Below are 23,199 nucleotides of genomic sequence, written 5' to 3'. Positions count from 1 at the left end.
TATTTACACACAGCTAATTTATTTAAGCAAGATATATTTTAAATTATATTCATATGGCTCATAAATTTATTATCGCAAAAGGCCGCTGACGCCTGTCGCTACGGGCAGGTAAAAAAAGGTTTCACCCTGCTGGATTATATCGGCGATTCATTATAAAACTAAGGCTAACTCGCTGCTTACAGGCCATTAACCGATGATCGATATGCCAGCCGTGCTCGCCGTTTTCACCGTCTATATCGTTGGCGTGGTGATCCCCGGCCCCAATTTTGTCGCCGTCGCCCACAAAGCCGTTTCCGCGCGCCGCAGCGAGGCTTTCGCTCTGGTGGCGGGCATTGTCTTGGTCAACCTGTTCTGGGCGAGCAGCGCCCTGCTCGGCGTCGGTATAATTTTCGCCTTGTTCCCCTGGTTGGCGCTAGCGGTAAAAGTGGCCGGCGCAGGTTATTTGATTTGGTTCGGTTATCGGCTGATCGCCCATGCAGCTCCCGGCTCAGGGGTTATCGGCGCGGCGGGTGGGGTGAACTCCGGCTTCAGATCGGCATTCTTGCAAGGGGTCGCCACCAACATCGCCAACCCCAAATCCGTCGCCTTTTACGCCGCGGTGTTTTCGTCGGCGGCGCCTGCCCATGTCTCCATGCCCACCTTCGCCGCCATGCTGCTGGAGGTCGCGGTAGTCGCTAGCCTGTGGTATGGCCTGGTGGCGCTGGTGCTGTCGCACGCGCCGATCGCCAGCGCCTACCGACGCAGTAAAGCCTGGATCGATCGCGCCTGCGGCGTGCTGATCATCAGCCTGGGCATCAGGCAGCTCTTCAGCCGATGATCGCGATCCCGAGCCGCTCCAACAGCTGCGCGGCCTGGTGGCTGTCCATTTTGACGCCCTGCAGATCGGTAGTGCGCAAATCCAACTCGCCCAGTTCCGCGTTGCTCAAATCACACTGGGTGACGTCGGCGGCACGCCAGTCGAAACCGGAGAATTCGCCGCCGGACAGATCGGAGCCGCTGAAGCTGGCGCCGAGCACCTGTGCGCCGTGCCAGCGGTTTTCCCACAGCTCGCATTTCTCCAGCACCACCTTGGCGAAGTTGGCATAGCTCAGGTTGCTTTTGGTGATATAGGCGCTGCAAAACCAGGTGCGGCTGGTGATCATGTTCATAAAGCTGGTGCCGCGAAAATCGGCGCCCTGCGCGCGGCATTCGCGGATCTCGATGCCCAACGCGTTGGCATGACGAAAATCGGCCATCGATAAATCACAGCTTTTAAAACTCGCGTCTTTCAGTATCGCGCGGCTGAAGTTGCCGCCCTGTCGGCTGTCGCGATCGTAGAATTGGCAGCCGATAAATTCGGTGCCGGTCAGATCGGCACCCGAAAAATCACACAGCATAAAGCTGCCGTTTTCAATCTTCTCGCCGGTAAAGCGGTTACGTTCGATCTTCTCACCCTTCAGCGCCAGGCTCATTGCAACACCCCTGTTTATTTATACAGTCAGGGCAGCATTTAATCCTATTCCGACAAGGTTGGCAACCGTCGTCGATCAGCGTGCCTCAGCTGCAGGCCGTGCTAACGCCACCTTGACGATGCTGAACGTCCTGATGCTCTCCGCCTGAGCGACGTCAGCAAACAGTTTGGGGTAACGGGAGTTGACCACCCACACCTCGCCATCGCGCAACGCGGCGCCGGTCGGCCCATCCAATCCCGGCGGCGTGGCGACCGCGGCGACATGGGCGCTGGCCCAGCCGTCGGCCGAGGCGAGCAGCGTCACGTCGCCGGACATGCTCCCCTTTTCAGCCGGAAAAGACTGTACGATCACCAATTCGTTGGCGTTTTTGAGCCGCAGCCCGTCCGGCCCTTTCAGCCGATGCGGCAGCCTGATTTCACTTATCGCAGGCGTGTTATCCATCGTCACCTTCCACAGCAGCCCGCGGGTGTAGTCCGACGCAATCAGGTAGCCATCCGGGTGATAGACGATGCCGTTGAGATAAGGCTGTGTGCCCTGCGCAGCGGCGGGTGCGTCGGCGGGCAGCAGAAGCGATGAGCGCACCAGGATCGACACGTGGCGCGTTGCCCGGTCGATCTTGTAAATCTGCGGCTGGAAGCTGTCAGTGACGTAGATATTGCCCTGCGCATCGAGCGTCAGATCGTTGGCCAGCGTCGGCCCACGGCTTAACGATGAGAGATCGTACGTCTGCTGCAGCGCGCCGGTATCGAGATTGAACTCCAGCACCTGCGCCACGCGATTGCGCGTGCCAGGGGCTGAATGGAGGGAAACGCCCACGTCTTCGTTGCATACCAGCACCCGGTTGCGCTCGGTGTCCACCAGCATGCCGGAGGTGGTAATCAGTCCCTTGTCGGTGGAAAACCGCCGATAGCGGCCATCCGGGTAGACCAGGCCCAGCTGGCCACCGCGCAGGGAGGAGATCAGGAACGCACCGGCTCGCGGCTCCCAGGCGATGCCCTCAGGGTAGGCGCCGGCGGGATCCGGCGAAAACTCGATGCGTTGCGTGGCCTGCGCCTGCATAACGACGCCGAGAAGCAGTGTGGCGCCGGCCAGCTGGGTGACGCGCCGGCGGCGCAACAATAAGAAAGACAAGAGACTGAAGCGGAACATGAGCATGACCCTGATGAGGACTCGGATCGCTAGAGTAGGATCGCGCCGCTTACGGCACCAGCCGGGAAAAAGGCAATGCGCCACTAAAAAAATCGCAGTAATCAGCGCAAAAAAAAACCGCCCGATGCGGGCGGTTAAGGTGACGGCGAACCGTTACTTCAGAGCTTCCTGAATGGCGTCGGCCATTGGGCCGATGTGCTTTTCCGCCGCTTTCAGCTGGAAGTCCACGCCGTTGCCGTCGTTGGTATCCGACAGCGTGGCCTTGATCAGTTCCAGCGCCGCCTGCACCGCCACCAGCCGTTTGTGCTGTTCGTCCGTGACCGGTTCGGCGCCCATATTGGCCGGATAGTAATGTTCTAACATCGCGATCTCCTTTTGATGACGTTAACCTCTAACCTACCAGAAAACCGCGCATTTACTAAGGAAACCAAGCCGGGCGCGGCCGAGTGACGATAAATTGCACTATACTGGGCAAACACTCCCCCCTGATACAGGATCATCGCCATGTCATTCCAGGGAAGCTGCCACTGTGGCGCCGTCACCTTCTCCGTAGACGCCGAACTGCCCACCGAAGCCCTCAGCTGTAACTGTTCTATTTGCCGCCGCAAAGGGCTGCTGCTGTCGTTCTTCCCCATCAGCGCTTTCACGCTCAACAGCGGTCAGGACCAGCTCAGCACTTACACTTTCAATCACCACAGGATCCGCCATCAGTTCTGCCGGACCTGCGGTGCCCAGCCCTTCGCCTACGGTACCGCGCCGGACGGCGCCGCGATGTGCGCCGTTAACCTGCGCTGCGTGCCTGACGTCGCGCTGGATGCGTTACAGATCCACAGCTACGACGGGGCCAGCGTCTGAGCGAATCGCGCACTCAGTCGAAGGCGACCCAGCCGGCGTCGGTTTCAGCGGATTGCACGCAGCACGCCACCCACTTCACGCCCAGTGCGCCGGCCTGCACGTCCGGGTACCAGAAGTCGGCCAGGAAGGCCGCGTCGCGCCGATCGGTGGCGTCCATCGCCAGCGCGAAGCGGCGGTAGAGATTCGACCAGGCTTCAAACAACCCCTCCGCATGACCGCCGCCGATGCGATCGTCCGCCAACGCCGGCGCATCGAGATACGGCATGCCGCGCTCCAGGATCCGCACCGGCTCGCCCTGCACTTCGAAGCGTAGCTGATTGGGTTGTTCATCCCACCACTCCAGGCTAGCCTTTTCACCGACGATGCGCACCTTTTGACCGTGCATCGAACCGCAGTTGACCGCCGAACACCACACGGAGCCGACGGCGCCGTTGTGATACTCCATCAGCACATAGGCGTTGTCCTCCAACGGCGCGCGCGACGGCACAAAGCTTTGCCGGCTGCAGATCAACCGCCGGATCTTCAGCTGCGGCGCCATGGTTTCCGCCAGAAACAGCGTGTGGGTCGCCAGATCGCCCAGCACATAGCTGGGGCCGACAAAGTGCGGATCGACCCGCCAGCGAGTGCTGGGATTATCCTGCTCCACCGGCGCGGCGTGAAAGCCGTGAGCGAACTGCATATTCACCAGCCGGATTTCCCCCAGACGGCCATCGGCAATCATCTGCCGGGCCTGTAAAATCATCTGGTGCCCGGCATAGCCGTAGGTCACGCCGATGACTTTGCGCTGCCGCTCGCACAACGCCGCCAGCGCCTGCGCCTCATCGACGCTGAAACACAGCGGCTTCTCGCACACCACGTGCAATCCCGCCTCCAGCGCCGCCCGGCAAATGGCGTAATGGGTGTTGTTCGGCGTGGCGATCGAGACCGCTTCAATGCCGTCCGCCCGCGCGGCTTCGGCGCGGAACATCTCGGCATAATCCGCATAACAACGCTCCGCCACCACGCCCAGGCTCCGACCAAAATCACGCCCGCGTTCGGCGTCAATGTCAAACGCGCCGGCCAACAGAGTAAACGCGCCGTCGCGCAAGGCCGCCGAACGGTGGATGTAACCTATCTGGCTGGTGCCGCCGCCGCCGACCATGCCCCAACGCAACGATCTCGCCAAAGGTTTGCTGCCGTTGATCATCGTGTTTCTCCTGATTAAAAGCCGAGGCCGCGCAAGTAGCGCAAGCTGGCGGTGACGTCCTGCAGGCTGCCCTGCACATTGCGCGGATCGCGCTCCTGCTCGATAGTGATCCAGCCCCGGTATCCGCGCTCGGCCAACAGCGCGCGCAGCTGCGGATAATCGATCGCCCCGCTGCCCAACGGGCACATGACACCCTCGGCGCAGGCGGTGAAAAAATCGACGCCGCGCGCCAGCACCTCGCGGAACACCTGCGGATCGACGTCTTTGAAGTGCAGATAATCAAGACGCTCAAAGTGCTTGCTCAGCCAGGCAGCCGGGTCCAGCCCGGCGTAATACAGATGGCCGGTATCCAGGCACAATCCGGCGGTGTGATGCGGAATGTCCGCCGCCAACCGGTCGATTTCGTCGGCGAACTCGATGCAGCCGCCGGCGTGCGGATGCACCACCGGCCGCACGCCGTATTCCCGCCAGGCCAGTTCGCTGATGCGCGTAATGTGCCCGATCATCCTCTGCCACTCCCCCTGCGACAAACGCGGCGCTAAATCTGAACGCCCGGCGAACCTGGCGCGTTGCGGATTGCCGAAATCGATAATCACCAAGAACGGCGGCGCGGCGCGATCGCCCTCGGTCGGCTCCGCCCTGGGCGCCCGCGAGAGGTTGCGGCATATCCGATGAGTCAGGGCCAGCAGGCGCTCAATGTTCGCCTCGCTGACCAGATCGTCAAAAATCGTACCGGCCACCAGCGACAGGCGATGCTGCTCCAGCGCGGCGCACAGCGCCTCGCTCTGCGTCGGCAGATAGCCCCACGGCCCCAGCTCGATGCTGCGGTAGCCGGCCGCCGACGCTTCTTGCAGAACCGTGGCATAGGGCGGCAAATGGGGGTTGTTAGGATCATCCACGCCCCAACTGCAGGGCGCATTGGCGATAGGCAAAGTCATGGCGACGGCTCCTTTTTTGCGGGGAATGCCGGCAGTATCAAACAAAAATTCCAAAATCATCAATAATGAAAATTTTATTTTTTGATAGAGATCGCGCTATTTTTGATAAATTATTTGATAGTTTTTAATCAAATTCAGGCGGCACCTGGCTGCGCCCTGACCTCGGCAAACACCACTCAGCGGCCGTCAGAGGTTTTCTTTGGTGATCACATCGAAGCGATTAATGATGTGGCGTAATCCCGGTTGTTCATCGGCAGCGAGCAGCGTCTCGACAATCGTGGCGGCCAACTCAGAAATGCGGTGACACAGCAACAGATCCACCGTGCCGTCGAGCAGCGCCATTTCACCGCCCTGCACCGGGCCGTGGCACACCAGCGTGATGTCGCGCTGCCGGCCGCTCTCTCGTAACGCCTGAATAATGCCCTCTACACCGCCGCTCGGCGCGTACAGCGCCGCCAGCTCCGGGTGGTTCGCCAGCAGTTCACGCGTGACCCGGCGCGCCGTTTCCGCGTCCTCGAGGCTGCGCACCGGTTCCAGCACACGCTGGCCGCTCATCTGCTCACGCAGGTAGGAGCGAAAACCGATCTCGCAGGCTTCCTGGCAAGTAAAACGGTTGTCGCCGATGATCACGCCAACATCTCCCTGACGCCGGCACAGACGGTCCACCGCCCAACCGGCGGTGCGGCCCGCTTTTTGATTATCCAGACCGATGTAGCCGGCGCGGCTGGGCACCGATAAATCCGACAGCAGCGCGAAAACGTTGATGCCCGCCTGCGTGGCTTCTTCTACGGCATAGTGGATCAGGGGGTGATCCAGCGCCAACACGCCGATCGCGTCCACCTGGCGGCTCAATTGGCTAATGGCGGCGGCGGTATCGCCGATGGCATTGAGAGAGTGGAAGATGAACTGCGGCGGCTGCCCCGGCTCATGATACGGCGCCGCTTGCACCATCAGTTCATCAGCCAGTTGCGCATAGAAAGAGTGTTCGCGCCGCAGTAGGATGAACCCCATTCTCAGGCGGCGTTCCGGCCTGCCCAGCACCGCCGACAGGCAGTGGGACTTTTCCAACGCGAACCCCAACTTTTTCGCCGCCTCAATCACCCGGCGCTGGGTGGCGGGCCGCACCGACGCGCGTTGGTTGATCACCCGATCGACGGTGGCGATGCCGACCCGCGCCTCTCTGGCGATGGCCGCCATGGTGGTTTTCTTGCCGCTCATGTTCATCTCCATCAACGATTTGATGGAAAAATATCATAGCCGTTGCCGCCCCTGATGTGATGCCGTTCGCGATTAACGGTAGACGGAGAACTTCTTGGTAAGCGGCTTAAGCTGTTCAGTGTCGCCGTAGAGCGCCACCGCCACGAAGTCCAACTGCTCGTAGGGGGTATTGGCGGTGTCGGCGATCTGCTGCTCGGCGGAGTGCGACAGCATGGTGGTGGTGAAGAAGTTGGACAGCACGCCCTCCTCCTTGCACTTGAGGATCAGGTTGCTGAGCTGGCTGCTGTTCTTGGCCTGCAGGATGACGATCGGGTAGTGGCTCATATTGGCGCTGACGCCGTCGAGGCTGCTCGGGTAGTGGTGAAACTCGCGCTGCTCGATAAGATCGGTGATGCCCGCCGTCAGATGGCAGGAGGCGTTAAACAGAGTGGCCGGTTCGTGGTTGCGGTTGAGGATGATGTAGAATTTTTTCTCGTTGTCGCTGTACATACTCTTCTCCTTGAATAGACAACCTTTTTACCCAAGCCAAGGGCGGTTTTCAAGGCGAGATAAGGGCCGCGTCCGGCCCCGTGATGACGTTTCAGCCTCAGATCCCGCCTTCGCCCGGGCCCAGCGGCTTCGCCACCTGATGCAGCACGGTGATGTTCTGCAGGATAGTGCCGCCGTCAATCGGTTTCATCTGGCCGTCGCGATCTTTATAGTGCGTCGGTTTGGCGCCGTGGAAAAACAGGCCAGCGTTAACCTGCACGCCCAGATAGCCTGCGCTGGCCGGCAGGCGCTGCACGTCGGTCCAGGGGTTGGAGACCGGCACATACTGGAAGCCCTCGCCCGTCTTGGCGTATAGCGGGCGCAGCAGCGTGACAAAGGCCATCATCGGCGACAGCGCTTCTTTAAAGATCTGCACCGGCCGATCGACCGTCATCAAGAAACCCTGCGGTTGCTCCTCAACCGTGTCGAGGCTCAGGCTGCTGCTGATATCATCACCCCGGCCGCCATAGCTCCACTCCATCACCGGCGCTCCATTTTCATTCATCATCTCTGACATACACTGCTCCTTATAAATAAAATTGATCGGGCACGCTCGCTGCGTGCCGGAACAGTAAACCGCTGAACGGCCACCCGCGTCCACGCCGGGTGGTACGCTGGCGAACCAAACAACGAGGCGCGCAAAATAAAGCTCGAAATGAATAATTTCTCCGCGTGATAGCGCAGCATTTGAACGACGTCTGTCATGGCGCAGACGCATAGTGAGGGCGTTACCGCCTCTGGAGAGTGTTATGACCGCGATTAAACCGGACGCCATCGACCGCGTCCTTCCCGCCGCTACGCCCTGGCTAGCCGTCATCAACGTGCTGTTCGCCGGCATCGCCGCGGCGCTGCACGTAGGTAAGGCCACCATCGCGCTACCGGCGCTGCAGGCCGAATTCGGCCGTTCGCTCGAAACGCTGAGCTGGGTCATCTCGGCCTTTCCTTTCGTCGGGGTGTTCGGCGGCATCGCCGCCGGGCTGCTGGTGCGCCGCTGGGGCGATCGGCGCCTGCTGGCGGCGGGGTTACTGATCGTCAGCGCCGCCAGCTTTACCGGCGCCACGCTGCACGACTTCAACGGATTGATCGTCAGCCGCTTTGTCGAAGGCCTCGGCTTCGTGATCGTGGTGGTCGCCTCGCCGGCGGTGCTGAACCGCATCGTCGCCCCGGCGCAGCGCAGCCTGGTGTTCGGCATCTGGAGCACCTTCATGCCGGCGGGCATCGCCATTTCATTGTTTTTCGGCCCCCATCTCGCCGGCTGGCAACAGAGTTGGCAGGCCGGTGCGGCGTTGACGCTGCTGGCCGCCCTGCTGCTGCCGCTGACCACGCCCCGACGCGCCGCCAAGACGCACGTTCCGCCGTTGCAGCTGCGGCATGCGCTGGGCGCGATGCTGCGGGCACGCCAACCGCTGTTGCTGGCGCTGATGTTCACCACTTACAACCTGCAGTTTTTCTCGGTGATGACCTTTCTGCCGATCTTCCTGATGCAGCGCATCGGCCTGTCGCTGGCGGCCGCCGGCGGCATCAGCGCAGCGGCGGTGGCGGCGAACATCATCGGCAACCTCGCCGCCGGGTTCTTGCTGTCGCGCGGTCTGCGGGCCGGTAGCCTGCTCGCGGCCACCAGCCTGGTCATCGGCATCTTCGGCATCGGCATTTTCCTGCCGATGACGCCCAACGGCCTGCTGATCCCACTGTGTTTCCTGTTCTGCGCCATCGCTGGCATGCTGCCCGCCACCATTCTGGCCGCCACGCCGGCGGCGACGCCGGAGCCCACGCTGTTGCCGCTGAGCCTGGGGCTGGTGATGCAAGGGAACTATCTCGGCCAGGTGATCGGCCCGGTCGCGCTGAGCGCCATCGTGGCCGCAGCCGGTTGGGTGGCGCCGGCGTGGCTGGTGCTGGCGGCGGCCCTGTTAGGGGTGCTGTTGGCGCTGGCTTTTCTCAGCAGGCGGCATAATGCAGGGTGATAAGCAGAAAAGTCGTTCTGTTTGTTATAAGCGGTGCTGAATTTTCCCTGGTGCAGGTGCCTGCCTATCGCGAAGGATAAGGCCAATGATGATCGAGACCCGACAATGACAATGCGCCAGTGGCCGCGAAATACACCAGCAGGCCGGCAAAGGCGATCAGTAGCGTTTTCTCGATGACACCGAGTCGTTTGTGTTCAGTCATTTGCATACTCCTTCGTGATATCGGACGAAAGGCCGCCCTCCTAAAAACTAGGAAAGCCTGGCGCAGGCGGCAAGCGCGGCTCACAAAATGAAACACAATCGATAAATTTTGTTAATTATTTAGCCCTCTTTCTTTTCTCGCGCCGCCGCCTGTTCACCCTGCAGCGCCCGCCTTTCCCTTAGTAACCCTATGGTATACGCCGTTAAAAATCCCCTACCGGTTAAGCAAAGGTGATGATAGTGTTGTTTTCATTCAGTTCATCTATGCTGAAAATTCATCTTTTGAGGGACGACTATGATGTCTAAAGGCATTTCCAAGGGATTCTTTATTCTGATCCTGTTCATCGTTACCGCCGCCTTTCTCGACGTGCTGGGGCCTTATTACTCCTCAGTGCTGTGGGCGGTTATTCTGGCGGTGATTTTCCATCCGGTGAAAAAGAAGTTGAAGCAGTACGTCGGCGAACGCAACGGCGTAGTGTCGCTGCTGACGGTGGCGCTGATCTGTCTGATCGTGTTCACGCCGTTGGCGATCATCGCCTCATCGCTGGCGATGGAATTCAACGTGATCTACACCAAGCTGCAAACCAACAACAGCCAATTGCCGACCATGCTGGCGGACTTTATGCGTCACCTGCCCGGCTGGGCGCAGCGCTTCCTGGCGGAGCATAACCTCAACAGCGCCGCCGAGATCCAAAAGCAGCTTTCCGACGTGGCGCTCAAGGGCGGGCAATATCTGGCGGGCAGCGTCTTCCTGATCGGCAAAGGCACCTTCAACTTCGTCGTCGGCTTCGGCGTGATGCTCTACCTGCTGTTCTTCCTGCTGAAAGACGGCCCCTATCTGGTGAACCTGGCGCTCGAAGCGCTGCCGCTCTCCCAGCACGTGAAGCACCACCTGTTCGTGAAGTTCGCCGCCGTCTCCCGCGCCACCGTCAAGGGCACGGTGGTGGTCGCCGTGGTGCAAGGTGCGCTCGGCGGGCTGGCATTTTACTTTACCGGCATCGACGGCAGCCTGCTGTGGGGCGCGCTGATGGCGTTCCTGTCGATCATCCCGGCCGTGGGCTCCGCCATCATCTGGGTACCGGCGGTGATCTACTTCTTCGCCACCGGCATGCTGTGGAAAGCCATTTTCCTGGTGGTATTCTTCGTGGTGGTGATCGGCCTGGTGGACAACATTCTGCGCCCACTGCTGGTAGGCAAAGACACCAAAATGCCGGACTACCTGATCCTGATCTCCACCCTGGGCGGCATGGAGATTTACGGCATCAACGGCTTCGTCATCGGTCCCTTGATCGCCGCGCTGTTCATCGCCTGCTGGAACATCCTGTCCGGCCGCGACAGCGAGGAGAACATCGAAGAGATCGACGAAGAATTCATCGAGGAAGGCAAAAATCATCCCGACGCGGCGGCGGAGTAACCCTCTCGCAGCGAATCACACAGGGGCCCAATTGGGCCCCTTTTTTTGTCTGTGGTATCCTTGCCGCGCTTACAAGGAAGAACGGGTTTCGTTATGCTTATTTTTTACGCCACGCTGGCTATCGCCTTCACTCTGCTGTGCCTGTTAGCCTTTATCTATTGCGCCTATCAGCTGTCAAAGCACGGCGACGTCAAGTTTTTGGCCTCGCTTTCCGTGCTGATCTTCGCGCTGCTGGCCTTCTATGCCGCTTATGGTTACGTCAGTACCTGGCTGCAACAGCAGGCGGTCGATGTCCGGCTGTATTAGCGCAGCGGGATGAAAAAGACCTGCTCCGGGTCGCCGTCATCGAGATTGTCAATTTGGCCGCTGGCGACAAACCCGGCGTTCAACAGCAGCCGCTGCATCGGCAGGTTGGAACGATTGGTGGAGGTGAACAGCTTCGGGTGCCGACACTGGGACTTCAACGCCGCAATCAACGCCTGCCCGACGCCCCGGCGGCGATAGCGCTCGCCGACCATCAGCATCTCGACAAAGCCGCAGCCGAAGAAGTGATAGTGCAGCACACCGTAGCCCATCACCACGCCCCGTTCTTCGGCAAGATAGCAGACACTCTGTGCGCACCAGGTGCGGATCTGCGCCGCGCGCTGCGGCTCGTCTTCGGCGACGCTGTCGAGGGCGATCAGGGCTGCGGCATCGGTTTCAGTGGCAAGACGAACAAACATGTTTACCCCTTCATTCTGATGGGTGACGGCGACACCGCTTCAACGAAACGGCAACCGAAGCGGGATAACTTTTACATCCCCGCCGAATTTTGTAATCCTATTATAGAGTTACTAAAACACACGCCAAGGAAGGAAAGTTTTTCCCGATGAGAATACCGCAAATCTCCGCCGCCCTGCTGTTTACCCTGCTGCTGGCGGGCTGCCAGTTCCACAAAACCGTGTTCCCGCCGCCGTATATCGGCACCCCGCAAGAGATCAGCACCTACGAAGTGAAAGGGCTGACATTCGTCACCACCGTCACCTTCAGCGGCCTGTTCGCCGAAGATCTGGTGCGCGAATACGCACAGAAACATCACTATCGCTACTATGTGGTAACGATGCGCAGCAACGGTTTTAAAGATCGGGCCGAGCGCGTGAGCGCGATGATGTATCGGTAATACCAAACAAGTAGCCGGCGCGTTAAACCCAATGATAAAGTGATTTGCGACAAAGAGCTTGCCCGCACCTTAGCCGTAACCTTGTCATCTGCGCGCCAAGACGGGAAATTATCGCTCGTTCTCTCAGGGTAACATTACGATACGCTGCAACGCAGAAAAGGAACCGTTATGCCTTTACTCCCTGCCGTGCACATCGAAACCGAACGGTTGATATTACGTCCTCACAACCTGGCCGATTTCGATGCCTGGTATGCCATGTTTACAGATAAGGAACTGTTCAAATTTATCAGCGCCCCCAATCTTTCACCTGAAGACGGTTGGAATAGACTACTGCGCTATATTGGCCACTGGTCGGTTTTCGGCTATGGGCTGTTCGCCATATTTCGCAAAGTGGACGGACAGTTCCTGGGCGAGACCGGGTTGGCGGATTTTCATCGGGGTCTGGGCAATGACTTCGATGGGAGCCCTGAAGCCGCATGGATTATTGCCCGGGAGGCCCAAGGTCAGGGAGTCGCGCAAGAAGCGGCTGCCGCAGCGCATCAATGGATTGACAGCACGTTATCACCCGCTCAAACAGTTTGCCTTATCGGTGAAAACAATCGGCCTTCCGTTAAAATAGCTCAACATCTGGGTTACCAAATATTTGGCCAATGCGAATACAAAGGCGCATCTTGCTTAAAACTAAGACGGACAATAAAGACTTAAATCTAAATCCACCAGCCGCACAGGCTGGTGGAAGTCACGTGAACACCTAAATTTTTTACTAAAAGATCCCGCTGCAAAACACTGCGTTATCCCAACCCCTTATTTCATCTAGCTGCTTAAGGACGCAGTTGCAACGTGATAATTTGGAACGCATTATGGGCCTCTGCCGTCGGCGGCTTAGGGAAGCGCGAATCGGCAATTGCCTTCATGGCGGCGCGGCAAAGATCCGGATCGCCTCCTTCAGTTCGAACACCGATTGGCATACCGTCCGGCGCCAGCGTGATACGCAATGTGCAACGCTTGCCCGAGTAGGCTTCGGCATCTTTCAAATGGCTTTGAATCACGGCCTGCAACTGGGCGATATAGCGTTCTTTCTCTTTTCCCGGTGCCGGCGCCTTTGGGTCGCCAAGATTGGCGAAAAGATCGTCAACCTTTTTATTTTCCGGATTGCTTTGGCTGGGGGCAGTACTCTTGGCACACCCCGTTAATGCCAGTGCGAACATTCCCGCCAATAATATGGCGGCGCCGGTTTTGTAGCCTGAATGCGTAATTTTCATATCCCTGTCCTTATGGATGATTATCAGCCAAATCAACGTGGTATTTGACAAGACCCCCGGTCAATACTTATACAGAATTCACGTAAAACCGCCAATGACATCAAGCTCTGGCGCGCGGAAAATCGTGAGTAGATGATGATATGAAACCCTAACCCCATCGGCGGGCCGTACGCCTGAAGGCCATGACTTATCGACATCCCTCGGATGGGCAATCATCCCATCAATAAATTAAGAAATTCTTAATTTTTTATCGCATTAAAAGCACTTTTAACGCTAGCAATCTGGAGATTCTGCCTATACTTACTTTCCTGCCATTAAATTCATTTAAGTAACCAGGATGGTAAGTATGAAAAGTAAACGACTCTTTGCCGCGCTTCTTACTGCGACCACGGTGATGTTCATGGCGGGCTGCGCTTCCAATCAGGCGATTAAAACAACGGATGGCAAGACTATTGTCACCGACGGCAAGCCTCAAGTCGATAAAGATACCGGGTTAGTCTCCTACCGAAATGCAGAAACGGGCAAAACGGAACAGATCAATCGAGACCAGATTGCAAACATGAGTGAGTTGGATAACTAAAAGGAGCTTCAAATGAAAAAAGCGCTTGTTCTTCCCGCGATCGCCCTGGTTGCTATCGCCACACTGTCAGGCTGCACACGCACCAGCTACGCTATTCATACCCACGATGGCCGAACGCTCATCAGTGACGGTAAACCGAAAGAAACCTCTGCCGGTTTGCTCGGTTATACCGATGCCAATGGCGTTAAACAGCAAATCAACAAGACGGAAGTCAAAGAGGTTTCAGAGATCCCTCATTAAGGTTCCGATAATCCTAGCCCGCTAAAACCTAGGGAGCCCATGGCTCCCTCCCAACTCAAACACCAACCGTGCCTGCCCGCGTTTAATGAGAACGTCGATAACCACCTGACATTTCAGCAGACAACGTTCTCAGGTTTGCCATACGGATCTCCCCTTTCCCGGCGTCGAACGGCTATAATCCAAGAAGTGGAGTTATTTGATAACGATAAGGAGGGAGTATGTACAAAACTATTTTGGTTCCCGTGGATATTACCGAGCCGGAATTAACACAGCAGGTCATCCCGCATGTCAATGCGCTCGCCAGGCTCGAAGACTCCCACGTCCATTTCCTGGCGGTGATCCCGTCTCGCGCCACCTACGCGGCCTTCGGCTTTGCCGCCACCGCGGCGGTGGAAACCAAAGATGAAACTATTGCGGTAGCGACCGAGGGGCTGGCAAAAGCGGCGAAACAATTCAGCGTTCCCGAGGATAGAGTGACCACCCATGTGGCCGTCGGCGATCCCAAAGATCAGATCCTGGAACTCGCTGATGCGCTTAACGCGGAGATTATTGTGATGGGTTCCAACCGCCCTTCTGCAATGACTTACCTCCTCGGCTCGAATGCCACCGCCGTCGTCCGCCACGCCAATTGCCCGGTGCTGGTCGTGCGTGAATCGGCTAACGTTTGATATCTCTTACTCATTTGAATAATAAAAAACGGGAGCCCTAAGGCTCCCGCTCCCATTCAAGCGCCAAACACGCTTACATGTGTTTAATGATAGCATCGCAAGATTACTAGGCAGCGTTTGAATCTAGAGTGTATGACCAGCGATTTTCAACATTACTGATAACAACATCGATACATGGTCAATGCGATACTATCGGCCATAATCACAGTGACATGCCCCCATGGATTAATACAGCTCGCACTCTAACGAAAGTCCGCTTCTGGCAGAGAACTGCCCATCAGATTGGGATTGGTTCTGTACCGTATCAGGTCTGAACTAATACACTTGAGGGTCCCCCTCAAGCTTTTACTCTTTCTCGAACCCAAACGTCACGCGGTGCCGTTTTAAGTATTTTTTATTCTCCCCAAACAGCCCATCAATTTTTGAGTCCAAGGGAATTTTTAAATCATGAAGCAAACCTGCATATTCTTTCTTGTGCAATAAGCGTCCATTATCATCAAAACTGATCATGCCCCGGTCGAACAATCTGTCCAGATTAGGAATCAGGGGGAATCCGTTGTAAGGGTCAACTTTCTCTTTGTCATTTGAGATAGACCACGAAACAATATGAGAAGCGGTTAGCATTGACTCAAGCGCAATGCCGGTGACCGCGCATTTTCCGCCCCACTTCTTAAATAATTTATCGCGGTAGGGGCCGTGACCAACGCGAGCCTGAATGACGGCTGCTTTAGTGCTTCCTCTCGCCTCTTTTACCGTGGCCGTCTGTTTATTGAAGTCTATTGAAACGTTATCGTTAATAAAACTTGCTATCATTTTTGCTGCAGCCTCGGGTATTTCGCACATGTAAGTCTGCGTACAAAACCCGTTTTCAGCAAAAACTGTTGGCCGACTTAACTCATTAAACACAGTCAGAAATATGTCACTGAACTGCAAAACATCGATCGGGTGCTCTAAAACGGTCAAATCTACTTCTACTCGGGTACCTTCACGCTCCCACTTATCAAAAGATCGATTAGGTGGCCGCGGTGCATCATCAGCATCGGCTGTAGCAGTCGCTACATAGACAATCTCTCGATCCTTATTACAAAAGATGACGTCACCTGCTTTTACATCCTTCACTGTCTCCCAGGAGGCATTACTAAACTTTTTCCCGTGCTTATTCATGCCATATTGTGGAGCCCAGAGGAAATTTTGTTCTTTAACCTCATTAAAACTGCTACCAATATTCACCCAGAAAAAGCTCATTAACACTCCTTGTAGAATTTTATCTCATGCAAAAAAATGCGGCTGCAGGTAGTTTATCGTCCATTTCATTGCAAAGTTTAGACGCAGCTCAACCTTTAGGTCTATACGCTCTAAAGCGCCAAAATGGCCGAGTTTTGATAACCGTTGCAGTTTGAATAATAAAAAACGGGAACCATCAGGCTCCCGTTATCATTTAACGCTAAAACACCATTACATGTGTTTAACGATAGCGTCGCCAAACTCTGAACATTTCAGCAGTTTAGCGCCTTCCATCAGGCGTTCGAAGTCATAGGTCACGGTCTTGGCAGCGATTGCGCCCTCCATGCCTTTAACAATCAGGTCAGCCGCTTCGAACCAACCCATGTGGCGCAACATCATCTCTGCGGACAGGATGATGGAGCCTGGGTTCACTTTGTCCTGGCCGGCGTACTTCGGCGCGGTGCCGTGAGTCGCTTCGAACAGCGCGCAGTCGGAGCCGATGTTGGCGCCCGGCGCGATACCGATGCCGCCAACCTGGGCCGCCAGGGCGTCGGAGATGTAGTCGCCGTTCAGGTTCATACAGGCGATCACGTCGTATTCCGCCGGGCGCAGCAGGATTTGCTGCAGGAAGGCGTCGGCGATCACGTCTTTAACCACGATCTCTTTGCCGGTGTTCGGGTTCTTGATCTTCAGCCATGGGCCGCCGTCGATCAGCTCGCCGCCGAACTCTTCGCGCGCCAGCTCATAGCCCCAATCCTTGAAGGCACCTTCGGTGAACTTCATGATGTTGCCTTTGTGAACCAGGGTCACGGAGTCGCGGTCGTTGGTGATGGCGTATTCGATCGCCGCACGCACCAGACGCTTGGTCCCTTCTTCGGAGCATGGCTTCACGCCGATACCGCACTGCTCTGGGAAGCGGATTTTCTTCACGCCCATTTCGTCGCGCAGGAATTTGATCACTTTGTCCGCTTCGGCGGAGCCGGCTTTCCACTCGATGCCGGCGTAGATGTCTTCGGCGTTTTCGCGGAAGATCACCATGTCGGTCAGCTCAGGCTGTTTCACCGGGCTTGGAGTGCCCTGGTAGTAACGCACCGGGCGCAGGCACACGTACAGGTCCAGCTGCTGGCGCAGGGCCACGTTCAGAGAACGGATGCCGCCGCCGACCGGGGTGGTCAGGGGGCCTTTGATGGCGACGCGGTAGTCGCGGATCAGGTCCAGAGTTTCGTCCGGCAGCCACACGTCTTTACCGTAAACGTGGGTAGATTTTTCGCCGGTGTAGATTTCCATCCAGGAGATTTTACGTTCGCCGTGGTAAGCCTTTTTAACGGCCGCATCAACCACGTGGATCATGGCAGGAGTCACGTCAACGCCAATGCCGTCGCCTTCGATGAACGGGATGATCGGGTTATGAGGAACAACCAGTTTACCCTGGGCGTCAACCGTGATTTTTTTACCTTCTGCCGGAACAACTACTTTGCTTTCCATCAACCTCTCCTTCAAGCGCAATTTTGTTAATGCTTTGTAAGATGCGTGTAGATACTACTTGAATATTCGGTCCGCGCCAATCCGAAACGGATTCGGTTATAATGCGCTTATCATCCGTAATCTCAACTGTTATGAAAAAATTCTCTGTTAGAAATCACAACGTTAAACGATTCAGCAAGCCGAATACCGCCAAACCCGCCGCGCCGAAGGGGCCGCGTCGAATTGTGTTATTCAACAAGCCCTTCGACGTGCTGCCGCAGTTCACCGATGAAGCCGGCCGCGCCACGCTGAAAGAGTACATCCCCTTCCCCGACGTTTACGCCGCCGGGCGTCTGGATCGCGATAGCGAAGGGCTGCTGGTGCTGACCAACGACGGACAGCTGCAGGCGCAGCTCACCCAGCCGGGCAAGCGCACCGGCAAAATCTATTATGTGCAGGTCGAGGGGGCGCCGCAGGAGAGCGATCTGGCGCCATTGCGCAGCGGCGTCACGCTGAAAGACGGCCCGACGCTACCCGCCGGTGTTGAGTTGGTGGCCGAGCCTCAGTGGCTATGGCCGCGCAACCCGCCGATCCGCGAGCGTAAATCCATCCCCACCAGTTGGCTGAAAATAACCCTGTTCGAAGGGCGAAACCGCCAGGTGCGTCGCATGACGGCGCATATCGGGTTCCCTACCCTGCGCCTGATTCGCTACAGTATGGGTAATCTTTCGCTGGGTTCACTGCAGCCTGGTGAATGGAAAAGCATCGATTCCCTGTAGACCGATAACTGATGGAGGCGCCATGAAATCCACGCCGATCGCGCTGCTGCTCGCCGCTCTGGCGGCCCCGTTCGCGGCCCAGGCCGCCAGCTTCGACTGCGCCAAGGCAGCAAACCGCGATGAGCAAGCCATCTGCGCCAACCGCACGCTGAACGATTTGGATGTGCAAATGGCCACCAAGTACCAATTCCTGCGCGGCCTGTTCGCCATGGGCGCGCGTGGCGCGATGCAGGACAGCCAGCAGGCCTGGCTGGCAAAACGCCAGCGGTGCGGCGGCGATACCGCCTGCCTGCTGCAAAGTTATCGCACCCGCATCGCCGAGCTGGACGACATCTACCAGCGCATCGACAAACCGCTGTAAGGAGACCGCATGTTCAAACCGCACGTCACCGTGGCCTGCGTGGTACACGCCGCCGGCAAATTTTTGGTGGTCGAAGAGACCATCAACGGCAAAGCGCTATGGAACCAGCCGGCCGGCCACCTGGAGGCCAACGAGACGCTGGTGCAGGCCGCCGAGCGCGAGCTGTGGGAAGAGACCGGTATCCGCGCCACGCCGCAGGCGTTCCTGCGCCTGCACCAGTGGATAGCGCCGGATCGCACGCCGTTTCTGCGTTTTTGCTTCGTTATCGAGCTGGAACAGCCGCTGCCGACCGAGCCGCACGACAGCGACATCGATCGCTGCCTGTGGCTGAGCGCCGACGAGATTTTGCAGGCGCCCAACCTGCGTTCCGCGCTGGTGGCGGAGAGCATTCGCAGCTACCAGCAGCCGGAGCGCTATCCGCTGTCGCTGGTCGGCAGCTTCGCCTGGCCGTTTTAAGGGCGCCGAGCAGCACAAGATGACCAGTGCGCCGGCGCGGCCAACGTGGTAAAATCCTGCGCTTGTTTTTATCAGCACGGTTCGTGTTCAAGTTCGTGAGATCCCCATGTCAGACAACAGCCAGAAAAAAGTAATCGTCGGTATGTCCGGCGGCGTCGACTCCTCCGTTACCGCCTATCTGTTACAGCAACAGGGCTATCAGGTCGCTGGGCTGTTCATGAAAAACTGGGAAGAAGACGACGACGAAGAGTACTGCTCCGCCGCGACCGATCTGGCCGACGCGCAAGCGGTCTGCGACAAGCTGGGCATCGAACTGCACACGGTGAACTTCGCGGCGGAATACTGGGACAACGTGTTTGAGCTGTTCCTGGAAGAGTACAAGGCCGGCCGCACGCCGAACCCGGACATCCTGTGCAATAAAGAGATCAAATTCAAAGCCTTCCTGGAGTTTGCCGCCGAAGATCTTGGGGCCGATTTTATCGCCACCGGCCACTACGTGCGTCGCCAGGACGTGGACGGCAAGAGCCGCCTGCTGCGCGGCGTCGACGGCAACAAAGATCAGAGCTACTTCCTCTATACCCTGAGCCACGAGCAGGTGGCGCAAAGCCTGTTCCCGGTCGGGGAGTTGGAGAAGCCGGAGGTGCGCCGCATCGCCGAACAACTGGAGCTGGTCACCGCCAAGAAGAAAGACTCCACCGGTATCTGCTTTATCGGCGAACGTAAATTCCGCGACTTCCTCGGCCGCTACCTGCCGGCGCAGCCGGGCCCGATCGTCAGCGTCGACGGCCAGACCGTCGGCGAACACCAGGGCCTGATGTATCACACCCTGGGCCAGCGCAAAGGGCTGGGCATCGGCGGTATGAAAGACAGCAGCGAAGATCCGTGGTACGTGGTGGATAAAGACGTGGCCAACAACGTGCTGGTGGTCGCGCAGGGGCACGATCACCCGCGCCTGATGTCCGTCGGCCTTATCGCGCAGCAGTTGCACTGGGTTGATCGTCTGCCGCTGACCGGCCCGTTCCGCTGTACGGTGAAGACCCGCTATCGCCAGCAGGACATCCCTTGCACCGTGATCCCACTCGACAGCGAACGCATCGAAGTGCGTTTCGACGAGCCGGTCTCCGCCGTCACCCCCGGCCAGTCGGCGGTGTTCTATCAGGGCGAAATCTGCCTCGGCGGCGGCATTATCGAACAGCGCCTGGCATAATTCGTCTGTTGCAAGAAAAACGCTGCGTTTACCGCAGCGTTTTTTTTATTCAAAATTCCACCTGTGCCCCCAGTTCAATCACCCGATTCGGCGGGATTTCGAACAGATCCGGCGCCCTCAGCGCGTTGCGCTGCAACAGCTGAAATACCTTGCCACGCACGCGCAGATACCAGGGGCGCTTGCCCAATACCAGCGTATCGCGCGACATGAAGAACGAGGTCTCGTTCATGGTGAAGCTCATCCCCTCCAGCCCGCAGCGATAAAGGATGTCCGTCACGTTGGGCGTCTCGCGCCAGCCGTAGCTTGCCACCACCCGCCAAAAGCTCGCCGACAGCTGTTCAATCGCCACCCGCTGCACGTTGTGCACGTACGGCATGTCGGTGGTGACGATGGTCAGCAGCACCACACGCTCATGCAACACCTTGTTGTGCTTCAGGTTGTGCAACAATACCAGCGGCACCGCATGCGGTGTGCGCTCCATAAACACCGCGGTGCCCGGCACCCGCTTCGGCGGCGCTTTCTCCAGCGACTCGATCAGCGCGCTCAGCCCTTCCTGATTGTCGCGCAACCGGCGGATCAGGCGCGAACGCTCGGTCTTCCAGGTCAGCATGATCAGCAGAATCGTCAGCCCAAGCGCCACCGGCAGCCAACCGCCGGTCGCCAGCTTGATCAGGTTGGCACCGAACAGCGGTACGTCGATGCACAGCATGACCAGCAGCATCAGCCCGCCCAACGCGCGCGGCCAGCCCCAGTTTTTCACCGCCACAATGCTCAGCAAAATCGACGACAGCAGCATGGTGCCGGTCACCACGATGCCGTAAGCCGACGCCAGGTTGCTGGAGTGTTTGAAACTGATAATCACGATCAGCACCGCTGCGAACAGCAGCCAGTTCACCACCGGAATGTAAATCTGCCCGGATTCCTGATCGGAGGTATAGATGATACGCATCGGCGGCAGGTAGCCCAGCCGCACCGCCTGGCGCGTCAGCGAGAACACGCCGGAGATCACCGCCTGCGAGGCGATCACCGTCGCCAGCGTGGCGATCACCAGCAGCGGGATCAGCGCCCAGGTCGGCGCCAGCAGGAAGAACGGGTTGTTGATCGCCGCCGGATTGGCCAGCAACAGCGCCCCCTGGCCGAAATAATTCAACACCAGCGCCGGTGCCACCAGCGTAAACCACGCCAAACGGATCGGCTTTTTACCGAAGTGGCCCATATCGGCGTACAGCGCTTCGGCACCGGTGACCGACAGCACCACCATGCCCAGCGCAAAGAATGACACCGCCTTGTATTCGAGGAAGAAATTCACCGCCCAGTAAGGGTTCAGCGCCCGCAGCACGCCGGGGTGATGCAGAATACCGCCGATGCCCAGCAGCGCCAGCGTCAGGAACCAGATAACCATCGCCGGGGCGAACAATTTGCCGACGCTGCCGGTGCCGCGTTTTTGGATCGCGAACAACGCGGTCAGCACCAGCAGCGACAGCGGCACGATAAAGCTGTCCAGCTCGGGGGCGATAATCTGCAGCCCCTCGATGGCCGAGAGCACCGAAATGGCCGGAGTGATCACCCCGTCGCCGTAAAAGAAGCTGCCGCCCACCAGCCCGATCAGCACCGCCGCCGGTACCCAGCGTGCATCCAGCTTGCGGATCGCCAGCGACATCAGTGTCAGAATGCCTCCCTCGCCGTCGTTGTCGGCACGCATCACAAAACAAATGTACTTAATTGACACCACCAGCGTCAGCAGCCAGAAAATCAGCGACAAAAAGCCGTAAATCGAGGCCGGCGTCAGGGTGATGCCCTCCTCCGCCGTCAGGCATTCGCGCAAGGTATACAGCGGGCTGGTACCGATATCGCCGTACACCACGCCGATGGCCGCCAGCGTTACCGCCGGCAGTGGCTGCTTGTTTTTTACGTGCATATAGAGGTCTTTATTTAAGGGTTCACGTTGGCAGTATAGATGCAGCCACCGCACTTTATTTGTCGCCGCAACAATAAGTTCGCACCGCCGCGCCGGCGATTTTCGCCGCCTATTTGCGCAGTTCTGCGCCGCACGGCGCATCCGCCTTGCCGCAGGCGTATTAGACGCTGGGTTTACCCTCGATTTTGTGGCATGATCCGCGGCATTCGTTGTCATCGTTGTTACAGCCACGCCCGATCGTTCCCGTTCGCGGCCGCCGCCGTTACCCTGGCGATACACACAACCTTATGCAGTAAGCCATGTACCGTTCACAGCGTTTACAGGAGTATTCGTGGCGAAGAATTATTATGACATCACGCTGGCCATGGCGGGCATCAGCCAGGCGGCGCGTTTGGTTCAGCAGCTGGCCCACGAAGGGCAATGCAATCGCGAAGCCTTTCAGACCTCGCTGAAAAGCCTGCTGCAGATGGACCCGCCCTCCACGCTGGCGGTGTTCGGCGGCGAGGAGCGCAATTTGATGGTCGGCCTCGAAACCCTGATGGGCGTGCTTAACGCCAACAACAAAGGGCCGGGCGCGGAACTGACCCGCTACACCATCAGCCTGATGGTGCTGGAGCGCAAGCTCAACGCCAACAAACAGGCGATGAACACGCTCGGTGAACGCCTCGGCCAACTCGAACGCCAGCTGGCGCACTTCGATCTTGAGTCAGACACCATCATCAGCGCGCTGGCCGGCATTTACGTCGACGTGGTCAGCCCGCTCGGGCCGCGTATCCAGGTAACCGGCTCGCCGGCTATCTTGCAGAACCCGCAGGTGCAGGCCAAGGTTCGCGCCACGCTGCTGGCCGGCATTCGCGCCGCCGTGCTGTGGCAACAGGTTGGCGGCAGCCGCCTGCAGTTAATGTTTTCCCGTAATCGTCTGTTCAAGCAGGCGCAAAATATCGTTGCTCATTGTTAATCGATCCCAGGAGTTGCTACCG

The 23,199-nt window shown here is 58.0% G+C and carries 29 protein-coding genes; 15 read left to right on the top strand and 14 right to left on the bottom strand.

Annotation, left to right across the window (positions count from 1 at the left end; all coding sequences use genetic code 11):
• Positions 1–193 precede the first annotated feature (193 nt).
• A complete protein-coding gene (locus tag ACJ8J4_RS01110) occupies positions 194–817 on the top strand; it encodes a LysE family translocator (protein WP_043141429.1) in 624 nt (207 codons plus the stop codon).
• Here ACJ8J4_RS01110 and ACJ8J4_RS01105 read toward each other — a convergent pair.
• The 3 genes from ACJ8J4_RS01105 to ACJ8J4_RS01095 form a co-directional block, all read right to left on the bottom strand.
• Positions 807–1,451, bottom strand: a complete 645-nt coding sequence (locus ACJ8J4_RS01105) for a Qnr family pentapeptide repeat protein (RefSeq protein WP_025302545.1) — start codon at positions 1,449–1,451, stop codon at positions 807–809. The two genes, ACJ8J4_RS01110 and ACJ8J4_RS01105, sit on opposite strands and share 11 nt — an antisense overlap.
• A gap of 75 nt (positions 1,452–1,526) precedes the next feature.
• Positions 1,527–2,600, bottom strand: a complete 1,074-nt coding sequence (locus tag ACJ8J4_RS01100) for an SMP-30/gluconolactonase/LRE family protein (protein WP_197835522.1) — start codon at positions 2,598–2,600, stop codon at positions 1,527–1,529.
• Between the two features lie 153 nt (positions 2,601–2,753).
• Positions 2,754–2,963, bottom strand: a complete 210-nt coding sequence (locus ACJ8J4_RS01095) for a hypothetical protein (protein ID WP_004941260.1) — start codon at positions 2,961–2,963, stop codon at positions 2,754–2,756.
• Positions 2,964–3,104: 141 nt separating this feature from the next.
• Between ACJ8J4_RS01095 and ACJ8J4_RS01090 the strand changes: the two genes are divergently transcribed.
• The gene (locus ACJ8J4_RS01090) at positions 3,105–3,455 is read left to right on the top strand and encodes a GFA family protein (RefSeq protein ID WP_043141436.1); all 351 of its coding nucleotides are present in this window, start codon (positions 3,105–3,107) and stop codon (positions 3,453–3,455) included.
• A gap of 13 nt (positions 3,456–3,468) precedes the next feature.
• Here ACJ8J4_RS01090 and ACJ8J4_RS01085 read toward each other — a convergent pair whose 3' ends face one another.
• The 5 genes from ACJ8J4_RS01085 to ACJ8J4_RS01065 all read right to left on the bottom strand — a co-directional run bounded on the left by ACJ8J4_RS01085 (position 3,469) and on the right by ACJ8J4_RS01065 (position 7,842).
• The gene (locus ACJ8J4_RS01085; protein ID WP_142590470.1) at positions 3,469–4,641 is read right to left on the bottom strand and encodes a Gfo/Idh/MocA family protein; all 1,173 of its coding nucleotides are present in this window, start codon (positions 4,639–4,641) and stop codon (positions 3,469–3,471) included.
• A gap of 14 nt (positions 4,642–4,655) precedes the next feature.
• Positions 4,656–5,579 (bottom strand): TIM barrel protein, encoded by a 924-nt coding sequence (locus ACJ8J4_RS01080; RefSeq protein WP_142590471.1) that lies wholly within the window; start codon positions 5,577–5,579, stop codon positions 4,656–4,658.
• Between the two features lie 186 nt (positions 5,580–5,765).
• Entirely contained in the window at positions 5,766–6,797 is a 1,032-nt protein-coding gene (locus ACJ8J4_RS01075; RefSeq protein ID WP_038629231.1) for a LacI family DNA-binding transcriptional regulator, read from the bottom strand.
• Between the two features lie 72 nt (positions 6,798–6,869).
• Positions 6,870–7,286: a DUF2000 domain-containing protein gene (locus ACJ8J4_RS01070; RefSeq protein WP_004941246.1), complete on the bottom strand. Its 417-nt coding sequence runs from the start codon at positions 7,284–7,286 to the stop codon at positions 6,870–6,872.
• Positions 7,287–7,383: 97 nt separating this feature from the next.
• Entirely contained in the window at positions 7,384–7,842 is a 459-nt protein-coding gene (locus tag ACJ8J4_RS01065; RefSeq protein WP_151428450.1) for a hypothetical protein, read from the bottom strand.
• 232 nt (positions 7,843–8,074) lie between these two features.
• On the opposite strand from ACJ8J4_RS01065, the gene ACJ8J4_RS01060 reads away from it, so the two are divergent.
• Positions 8,075–9,286: an MFS transporter gene (locus ACJ8J4_RS01060; protein WP_151428449.1), complete on the top strand. Its 1,212-nt coding sequence runs from the start codon at positions 8,075–8,077 to the stop codon at positions 9,284–9,286.
• A 64-nt stretch (positions 9,287–9,350) separates the two neighbouring features.
• On the opposite strand, the gene ACJ8J4_RS01055 is transcribed toward ACJ8J4_RS01060, so the two are convergent.
• On the bottom strand, positions 9,351–9,488 hold the full coding sequence (locus ACJ8J4_RS01055) for a hypothetical protein (protein ID WP_162837928.1): 138 nt from the start codon (positions 9,486–9,488) through the stop codon (positions 9,351–9,353).
• A 294-nt stretch (positions 9,489–9,782) separates the two neighbouring features.
• Here ACJ8J4_RS01055 and ACJ8J4_RS01050 point away from each other — a divergent pair, with 294 nt between their 5' ends.
• Together ACJ8J4_RS01050 and ACJ8J4_RS01045 are read left to right on the top strand one after the other, a co-directional pair.
• Complete coding sequence (locus tag ACJ8J4_RS01050) at positions 9,783–10,901, top strand: AI-2E family transporter (protein WP_025302537.1); 1,119 nt, start codon at positions 9,783–9,785, stop codon at positions 10,899–10,901.
• Between the two features lie 93 nt (positions 10,902–10,994).
• Entirely contained in the window at positions 10,995–11,207 is a 213-nt protein-coding gene (locus ACJ8J4_RS01045; protein ID WP_063989619.1) for a hypothetical protein, read from the top strand.
• Here the strand turns inward: ACJ8J4_RS01045 and ACJ8J4_RS01040 are convergent.
• A complete protein-coding gene (locus tag ACJ8J4_RS01040) occupies positions 11,204–11,623 on the bottom strand; it encodes a GNAT family N-acetyltransferase (protein ID WP_264383920.1) in 420 nt (139 codons plus the stop codon). The genes ACJ8J4_RS01045 and ACJ8J4_RS01040 overlap by 4 nt on opposite strands.
• Positions 11,624–11,769: 146 nt before the next feature.
• Here ACJ8J4_RS01040 and ACJ8J4_RS01035 point away from each other — a divergent pair, with 146 nt between their 5' ends.
• Positions 11,770–12,060 carry a hypothetical protein gene (locus ACJ8J4_RS01035; protein WP_025302534.1) on the top strand — a complete coding sequence of 97 codons (291 nt, stop codon included), beginning with the start codon at positions 11,770–11,772 and terminating at the stop codon, positions 12,058–12,060.
• A gap of 168 nt (positions 12,061–12,228) precedes the next feature.
• Positions 12,229–12,765, top strand: a complete 537-nt coding sequence (locus ACJ8J4_RS01030) for a GNAT family N-acetyltransferase (RefSeq protein WP_025302533.1) — start codon at positions 12,229–12,231, stop codon at positions 12,763–12,765.
• 116 nt (positions 12,766–12,881) lie between these two features.
• Here the strand turns inward: ACJ8J4_RS01030 and tolA are convergent, their stop codons facing one another.
• Positions 12,882–13,322, bottom strand: coding sequence for a cell envelope integrity protein TolA (tolA, locus tag ACJ8J4_RS01025; RefSeq protein ID WP_043141467.1), 441 nt, complete (start codon positions 13,320–13,322; stop codon positions 12,882–12,884).
• 346 nt (positions 13,323–13,668) lie between these two features.
• Between tolA and ACJ8J4_RS01020 the strand changes: the two genes are divergently transcribed.
• The 3 genes from ACJ8J4_RS01020 to uspF all read left to right on the top strand — a co-directional run bounded on the left by ACJ8J4_RS01020 (position 13,669) and on the right by uspF (position 14,810).
• Positions 13,669–13,902: a YgdI/YgdR family lipoprotein gene (locus ACJ8J4_RS01020; protein WP_019454814.1), complete on the top strand. Its 234-nt coding sequence runs from the start codon at positions 13,669–13,671 to the stop codon at positions 13,900–13,902.
• A gap of 12 nt (positions 13,903–13,914) precedes the next feature.
• Positions 13,915–14,142: a YgdI/YgdR family lipoprotein gene (locus tag ACJ8J4_RS01015; RefSeq protein ID WP_025302531.1), complete on the top strand. Its 228-nt coding sequence runs from the start codon at positions 13,915–13,917 to the stop codon at positions 14,140–14,142.
• A gap of 218 nt (positions 14,143–14,360) precedes the next feature.
• The gene (gene uspF / locus ACJ8J4_RS01010) at positions 14,361–14,810 is read left to right on the top strand and encodes a universal stress protein UspF (RefSeq protein ID WP_049204198.1); all 450 of its coding nucleotides are present in this window, start codon (positions 14,361–14,363) and stop codon (positions 14,808–14,810) included.
• A 345-nt stretch (positions 14,811–15,155) separates the two neighbouring features.
• Here uspF and ACJ8J4_RS01005 read toward each other — a convergent pair whose 3' ends face one another.
• Together ACJ8J4_RS01005 and icd are read right to left on the bottom strand one after the other, a co-directional pair.
• Entirely contained in the window at positions 15,156–16,055 is a 900-nt protein-coding gene (locus ACJ8J4_RS01005; protein WP_025302529.1) for an HNH endonuclease, read from the bottom strand.
• Positions 16,056–16,265: 210 nt separating this feature from the next.
• Positions 16,266–17,519, bottom strand: a complete 1,254-nt coding sequence (gene icd, locus ACJ8J4_RS01000) for an NADP-dependent isocitrate dehydrogenase (RefSeq protein ID WP_015377612.1) — start codon at positions 17,517–17,519, stop codon at positions 16,266–16,268.
• A 131-nt stretch (positions 17,520–17,650) separates the two neighbouring features.
• Between icd and rluE the strand changes: the two genes are divergently transcribed.
• The 4 genes from rluE (at position 17,651) to mnmA (ending at position 20,301) form a co-directional block, all read left to right on the top strand.
• Positions 17,651–18,277, top strand: a complete 627-nt coding sequence (rluE, locus tag ACJ8J4_RS00995; protein ID WP_060447273.1) for a 23S rRNA pseudouridine(2457) synthase RluE — start codon at positions 17,651–17,653, stop codon at positions 18,275–18,277.
• 22 nt (positions 18,278–18,299) lie between these two features.
• The gene (locus ACJ8J4_RS00990; RefSeq protein WP_197835520.1) at positions 18,300–18,638 is read left to right on the top strand and encodes a lysozyme inhibitor LprI family protein; all 339 of its coding nucleotides are present in this window, start codon (positions 18,300–18,302) and stop codon (positions 18,636–18,638) included.
• 9 nt (positions 18,639–18,647) lie between these two features.
• Positions 18,648–19,094, top strand: coding sequence for an NUDIX hydrolase (locus ACJ8J4_RS00985; protein ID WP_049204196.1), 447 nt, complete (start codon positions 18,648–18,650; stop codon positions 19,092–19,094).
• A 106-nt stretch (positions 19,095–19,200) separates the two neighbouring features.
• A complete protein-coding gene (gene mnmA / locus ACJ8J4_RS00980) occupies positions 19,201–20,301 on the top strand; it encodes a tRNA 2-thiouridine(34) synthase MnmA (RefSeq protein WP_049295431.1) in 1,101 nt (366 codons plus the stop codon).
• Positions 20,302–20,350: 49 nt separating this feature from the next.
• On the opposite strand, the gene kup is transcribed toward mnmA, so the two are convergent.
• Entirely contained in the window at positions 20,351–22,219 is a 1,869-nt protein-coding gene (gene kup, locus ACJ8J4_RS00975) for a low affinity potassium transporter Kup (RefSeq protein ID WP_016928067.1), read from the bottom strand.
• 331 nt (positions 22,220–22,550) lie between these two features.
• Between kup and hflD the strand changes: the two genes are divergently transcribed.
• Positions 22,551–23,177 (top strand): high frequency lysogenization protein HflD, encoded by a 627-nt coding sequence (gene hflD / locus ACJ8J4_RS00970; RefSeq protein ID WP_025302523.1) that lies wholly within the window; start codon positions 22,551–22,553, stop codon positions 23,175–23,177.
• Positions 23,178–23,199 lie beyond the last annotated feature (22 nt).

The organism is Serratia sp. CY47280 (assembly GCF_052168655.1).
In the GTDB taxonomy this organism is placed as follows: domain Bacteria; phylum Pseudomonadota; class Gammaproteobacteria; order Enterobacterales; family Enterobacteriaceae; genus Serratia; species Serratia bockelmannii.
This window is presented reverse-complemented; position numbering and strand designations above follow the sequence as displayed.

What these genes read in the sequence shown, in the direction of transcription:
- ACJ8J4_RS01110 (WP_043141429.1), top strand. Translation starts at nt 194, where the DNA reads ATGATCGATATGCCAGCCGTGCTCGCCGTTTTCACCGTCTATATCGTT.
- ACJ8J4_RS01105 (WP_025302545.1), bottom strand. Translation starts at nt 1,451, where the DNA reads ATGAGCCTGGCGCTGAAGGGTGAGAAGATCGAACGTAACCGCTTTACC.
- ACJ8J4_RS01100 (WP_197835522.1), bottom strand. Translation starts at nt 2,600, where the DNA reads ATGTTCCGCTTCAGTCTCTTGTCTTTCTTATTGTTGCGCCGCCGGCGC.
- ACJ8J4_RS01095 (WP_004941260.1), bottom strand. Translation starts at nt 2,963, where the DNA reads ATGTTAGAACATTACTATCCGGCCAATATGGGCGCCGAACCGGTCACG.
- ACJ8J4_RS01090 (WP_043141436.1), top strand. Translation starts at nt 3,105, where the DNA reads ATGTCATTCCAGGGAAGCTGCCACTGTGGCGCCGTCACCTTCTCCGTA.
- ACJ8J4_RS01085 (WP_142590470.1), bottom strand. Translation starts at nt 4,641, where the DNA reads ATGATCAACGGCAGCAAACCTTTGGCGAGATCGTTGCGTTGGGGCATG.
- ACJ8J4_RS01080 (WP_142590471.1), bottom strand. Translation starts at nt 5,579, where the DNA reads ATGACTTTGCCTATCGCCAATGCGCCCTGCAGTTGGGGCGTGGATGAT.
- ACJ8J4_RS01075 (WP_038629231.1), bottom strand. Translation starts at nt 6,797, where the DNA reads ATGAGCGGCAAGAAAACCACCATGGCGGCCATCGCCAGAGAGGCGCGG.
- ACJ8J4_RS01070 (WP_004941246.1), bottom strand. Translation starts at nt 7,286, where the DNA reads ATGTACAGCGACAACGAGAAAAAATTCTACATCATCCTCAACCGCAAC.
- ACJ8J4_RS01065 (WP_151428450.1), bottom strand. Translation starts at nt 7,842, where the DNA reads ATGTCAGAGATGATGAATGAAAATGGAGCGCCGGTGATGGAGTGGAGC.
- ACJ8J4_RS01060 (WP_151428449.1), top strand. Translation starts at nt 8,075, where the DNA reads ATGACCGCGATTAAACCGGACGCCATCGACCGCGTCCTTCCCGCCGCT.
- ACJ8J4_RS01055 (WP_162837928.1), bottom strand. Translation starts at nt 9,488, where the DNA reads ATGACTGAACACAAACGACTCGGTGTCATCGAGAAAACGCTACTGATC.
- ACJ8J4_RS01050 (WP_025302537.1), top strand. Translation starts at nt 9,783, where the DNA reads ATGATGTCTAAAGGCATTTCCAAGGGATTCTTTATTCTGATCCTGTTC.
- ACJ8J4_RS01045 (WP_063989619.1), top strand. Translation starts at nt 10,995, where the DNA reads ATGCTTATTTTTTACGCCACGCTGGCTATCGCCTTCACTCTGCTGTGC.
- ACJ8J4_RS01040 (WP_264383920.1), bottom strand. Translation starts at nt 11,623, where the DNA reads ATGTTTGTTCGTCTTGCCACTGAAACCGATGCCGCAGCCCTGATCGCC.
- ACJ8J4_RS01035 (WP_025302534.1), top strand. Translation starts at nt 11,770, where the DNA reads ATGAGAATACCGCAAATCTCCGCCGCCCTGCTGTTTACCCTGCTGCTG.
- ACJ8J4_RS01030 (WP_025302533.1), top strand. Translation starts at nt 12,229, where the DNA reads ATGCCTTTACTCCCTGCCGTGCACATCGAAACCGAACGGTTGATATTA.
- tolA (WP_043141467.1), bottom strand. Translation starts at nt 13,322, where the DNA reads ATGAAAATTACGCATTCAGGCTACAAAACCGGCGCCGCCATATTATTG.
- ACJ8J4_RS01020 (WP_019454814.1), top strand. Translation starts at nt 13,669, where the DNA reads ATGAAAAGTAAACGACTCTTTGCCGCGCTTCTTACTGCGACCACGGTG.
- ACJ8J4_RS01015 (WP_025302531.1), top strand. Translation starts at nt 13,915, where the DNA reads ATGAAAAAAGCGCTTGTTCTTCCCGCGATCGCCCTGGTTGCTATCGCC.
- uspF (WP_049204198.1), top strand. Translation starts at nt 14,361, where the DNA reads ATGTACAAAACTATTTTGGTTCCCGTGGATATTACCGAGCCGGAATTA.
- ACJ8J4_RS01005 (WP_025302529.1), bottom strand. Translation starts at nt 16,055, where the DNA reads ATGAGCTTTTTCTGGGTGAATATTGGTAGCAGTTTTAATGAGGTTAAA.
- icd (WP_015377612.1), bottom strand. Translation starts at nt 17,519, where the DNA reads ATGGAAAGCAAAGTAGTTGTTCCGGCAGAAGGTAAAAAAATCACGGTT.
- rluE (WP_060447273.1), top strand. Translation starts at nt 17,651, where the DNA reads ATGAAAAAATTCTCTGTTAGAAATCACAACGTTAAACGATTCAGCAAG.
- ACJ8J4_RS00990 (WP_197835520.1), top strand. Translation starts at nt 18,300, where the DNA reads ATGAAATCCACGCCGATCGCGCTGCTGCTCGCCGCTCTGGCGGCCCCG.
- ACJ8J4_RS00985 (WP_049204196.1), top strand. Translation starts at nt 18,648, where the DNA reads ATGTTCAAACCGCACGTCACCGTGGCCTGCGTGGTACACGCCGCCGGC.
- mnmA (WP_049295431.1), top strand. Translation starts at nt 19,201, where the DNA reads ATGTCAGACAACAGCCAGAAAAAAGTAATCGTCGGTATGTCCGGCGGC.
- kup (WP_016928067.1), bottom strand. Translation starts at nt 22,219, where the DNA reads ATGCACGTAAAAAACAAGCAGCCACTGCCGGCGGTAACGCTGGCGGCC.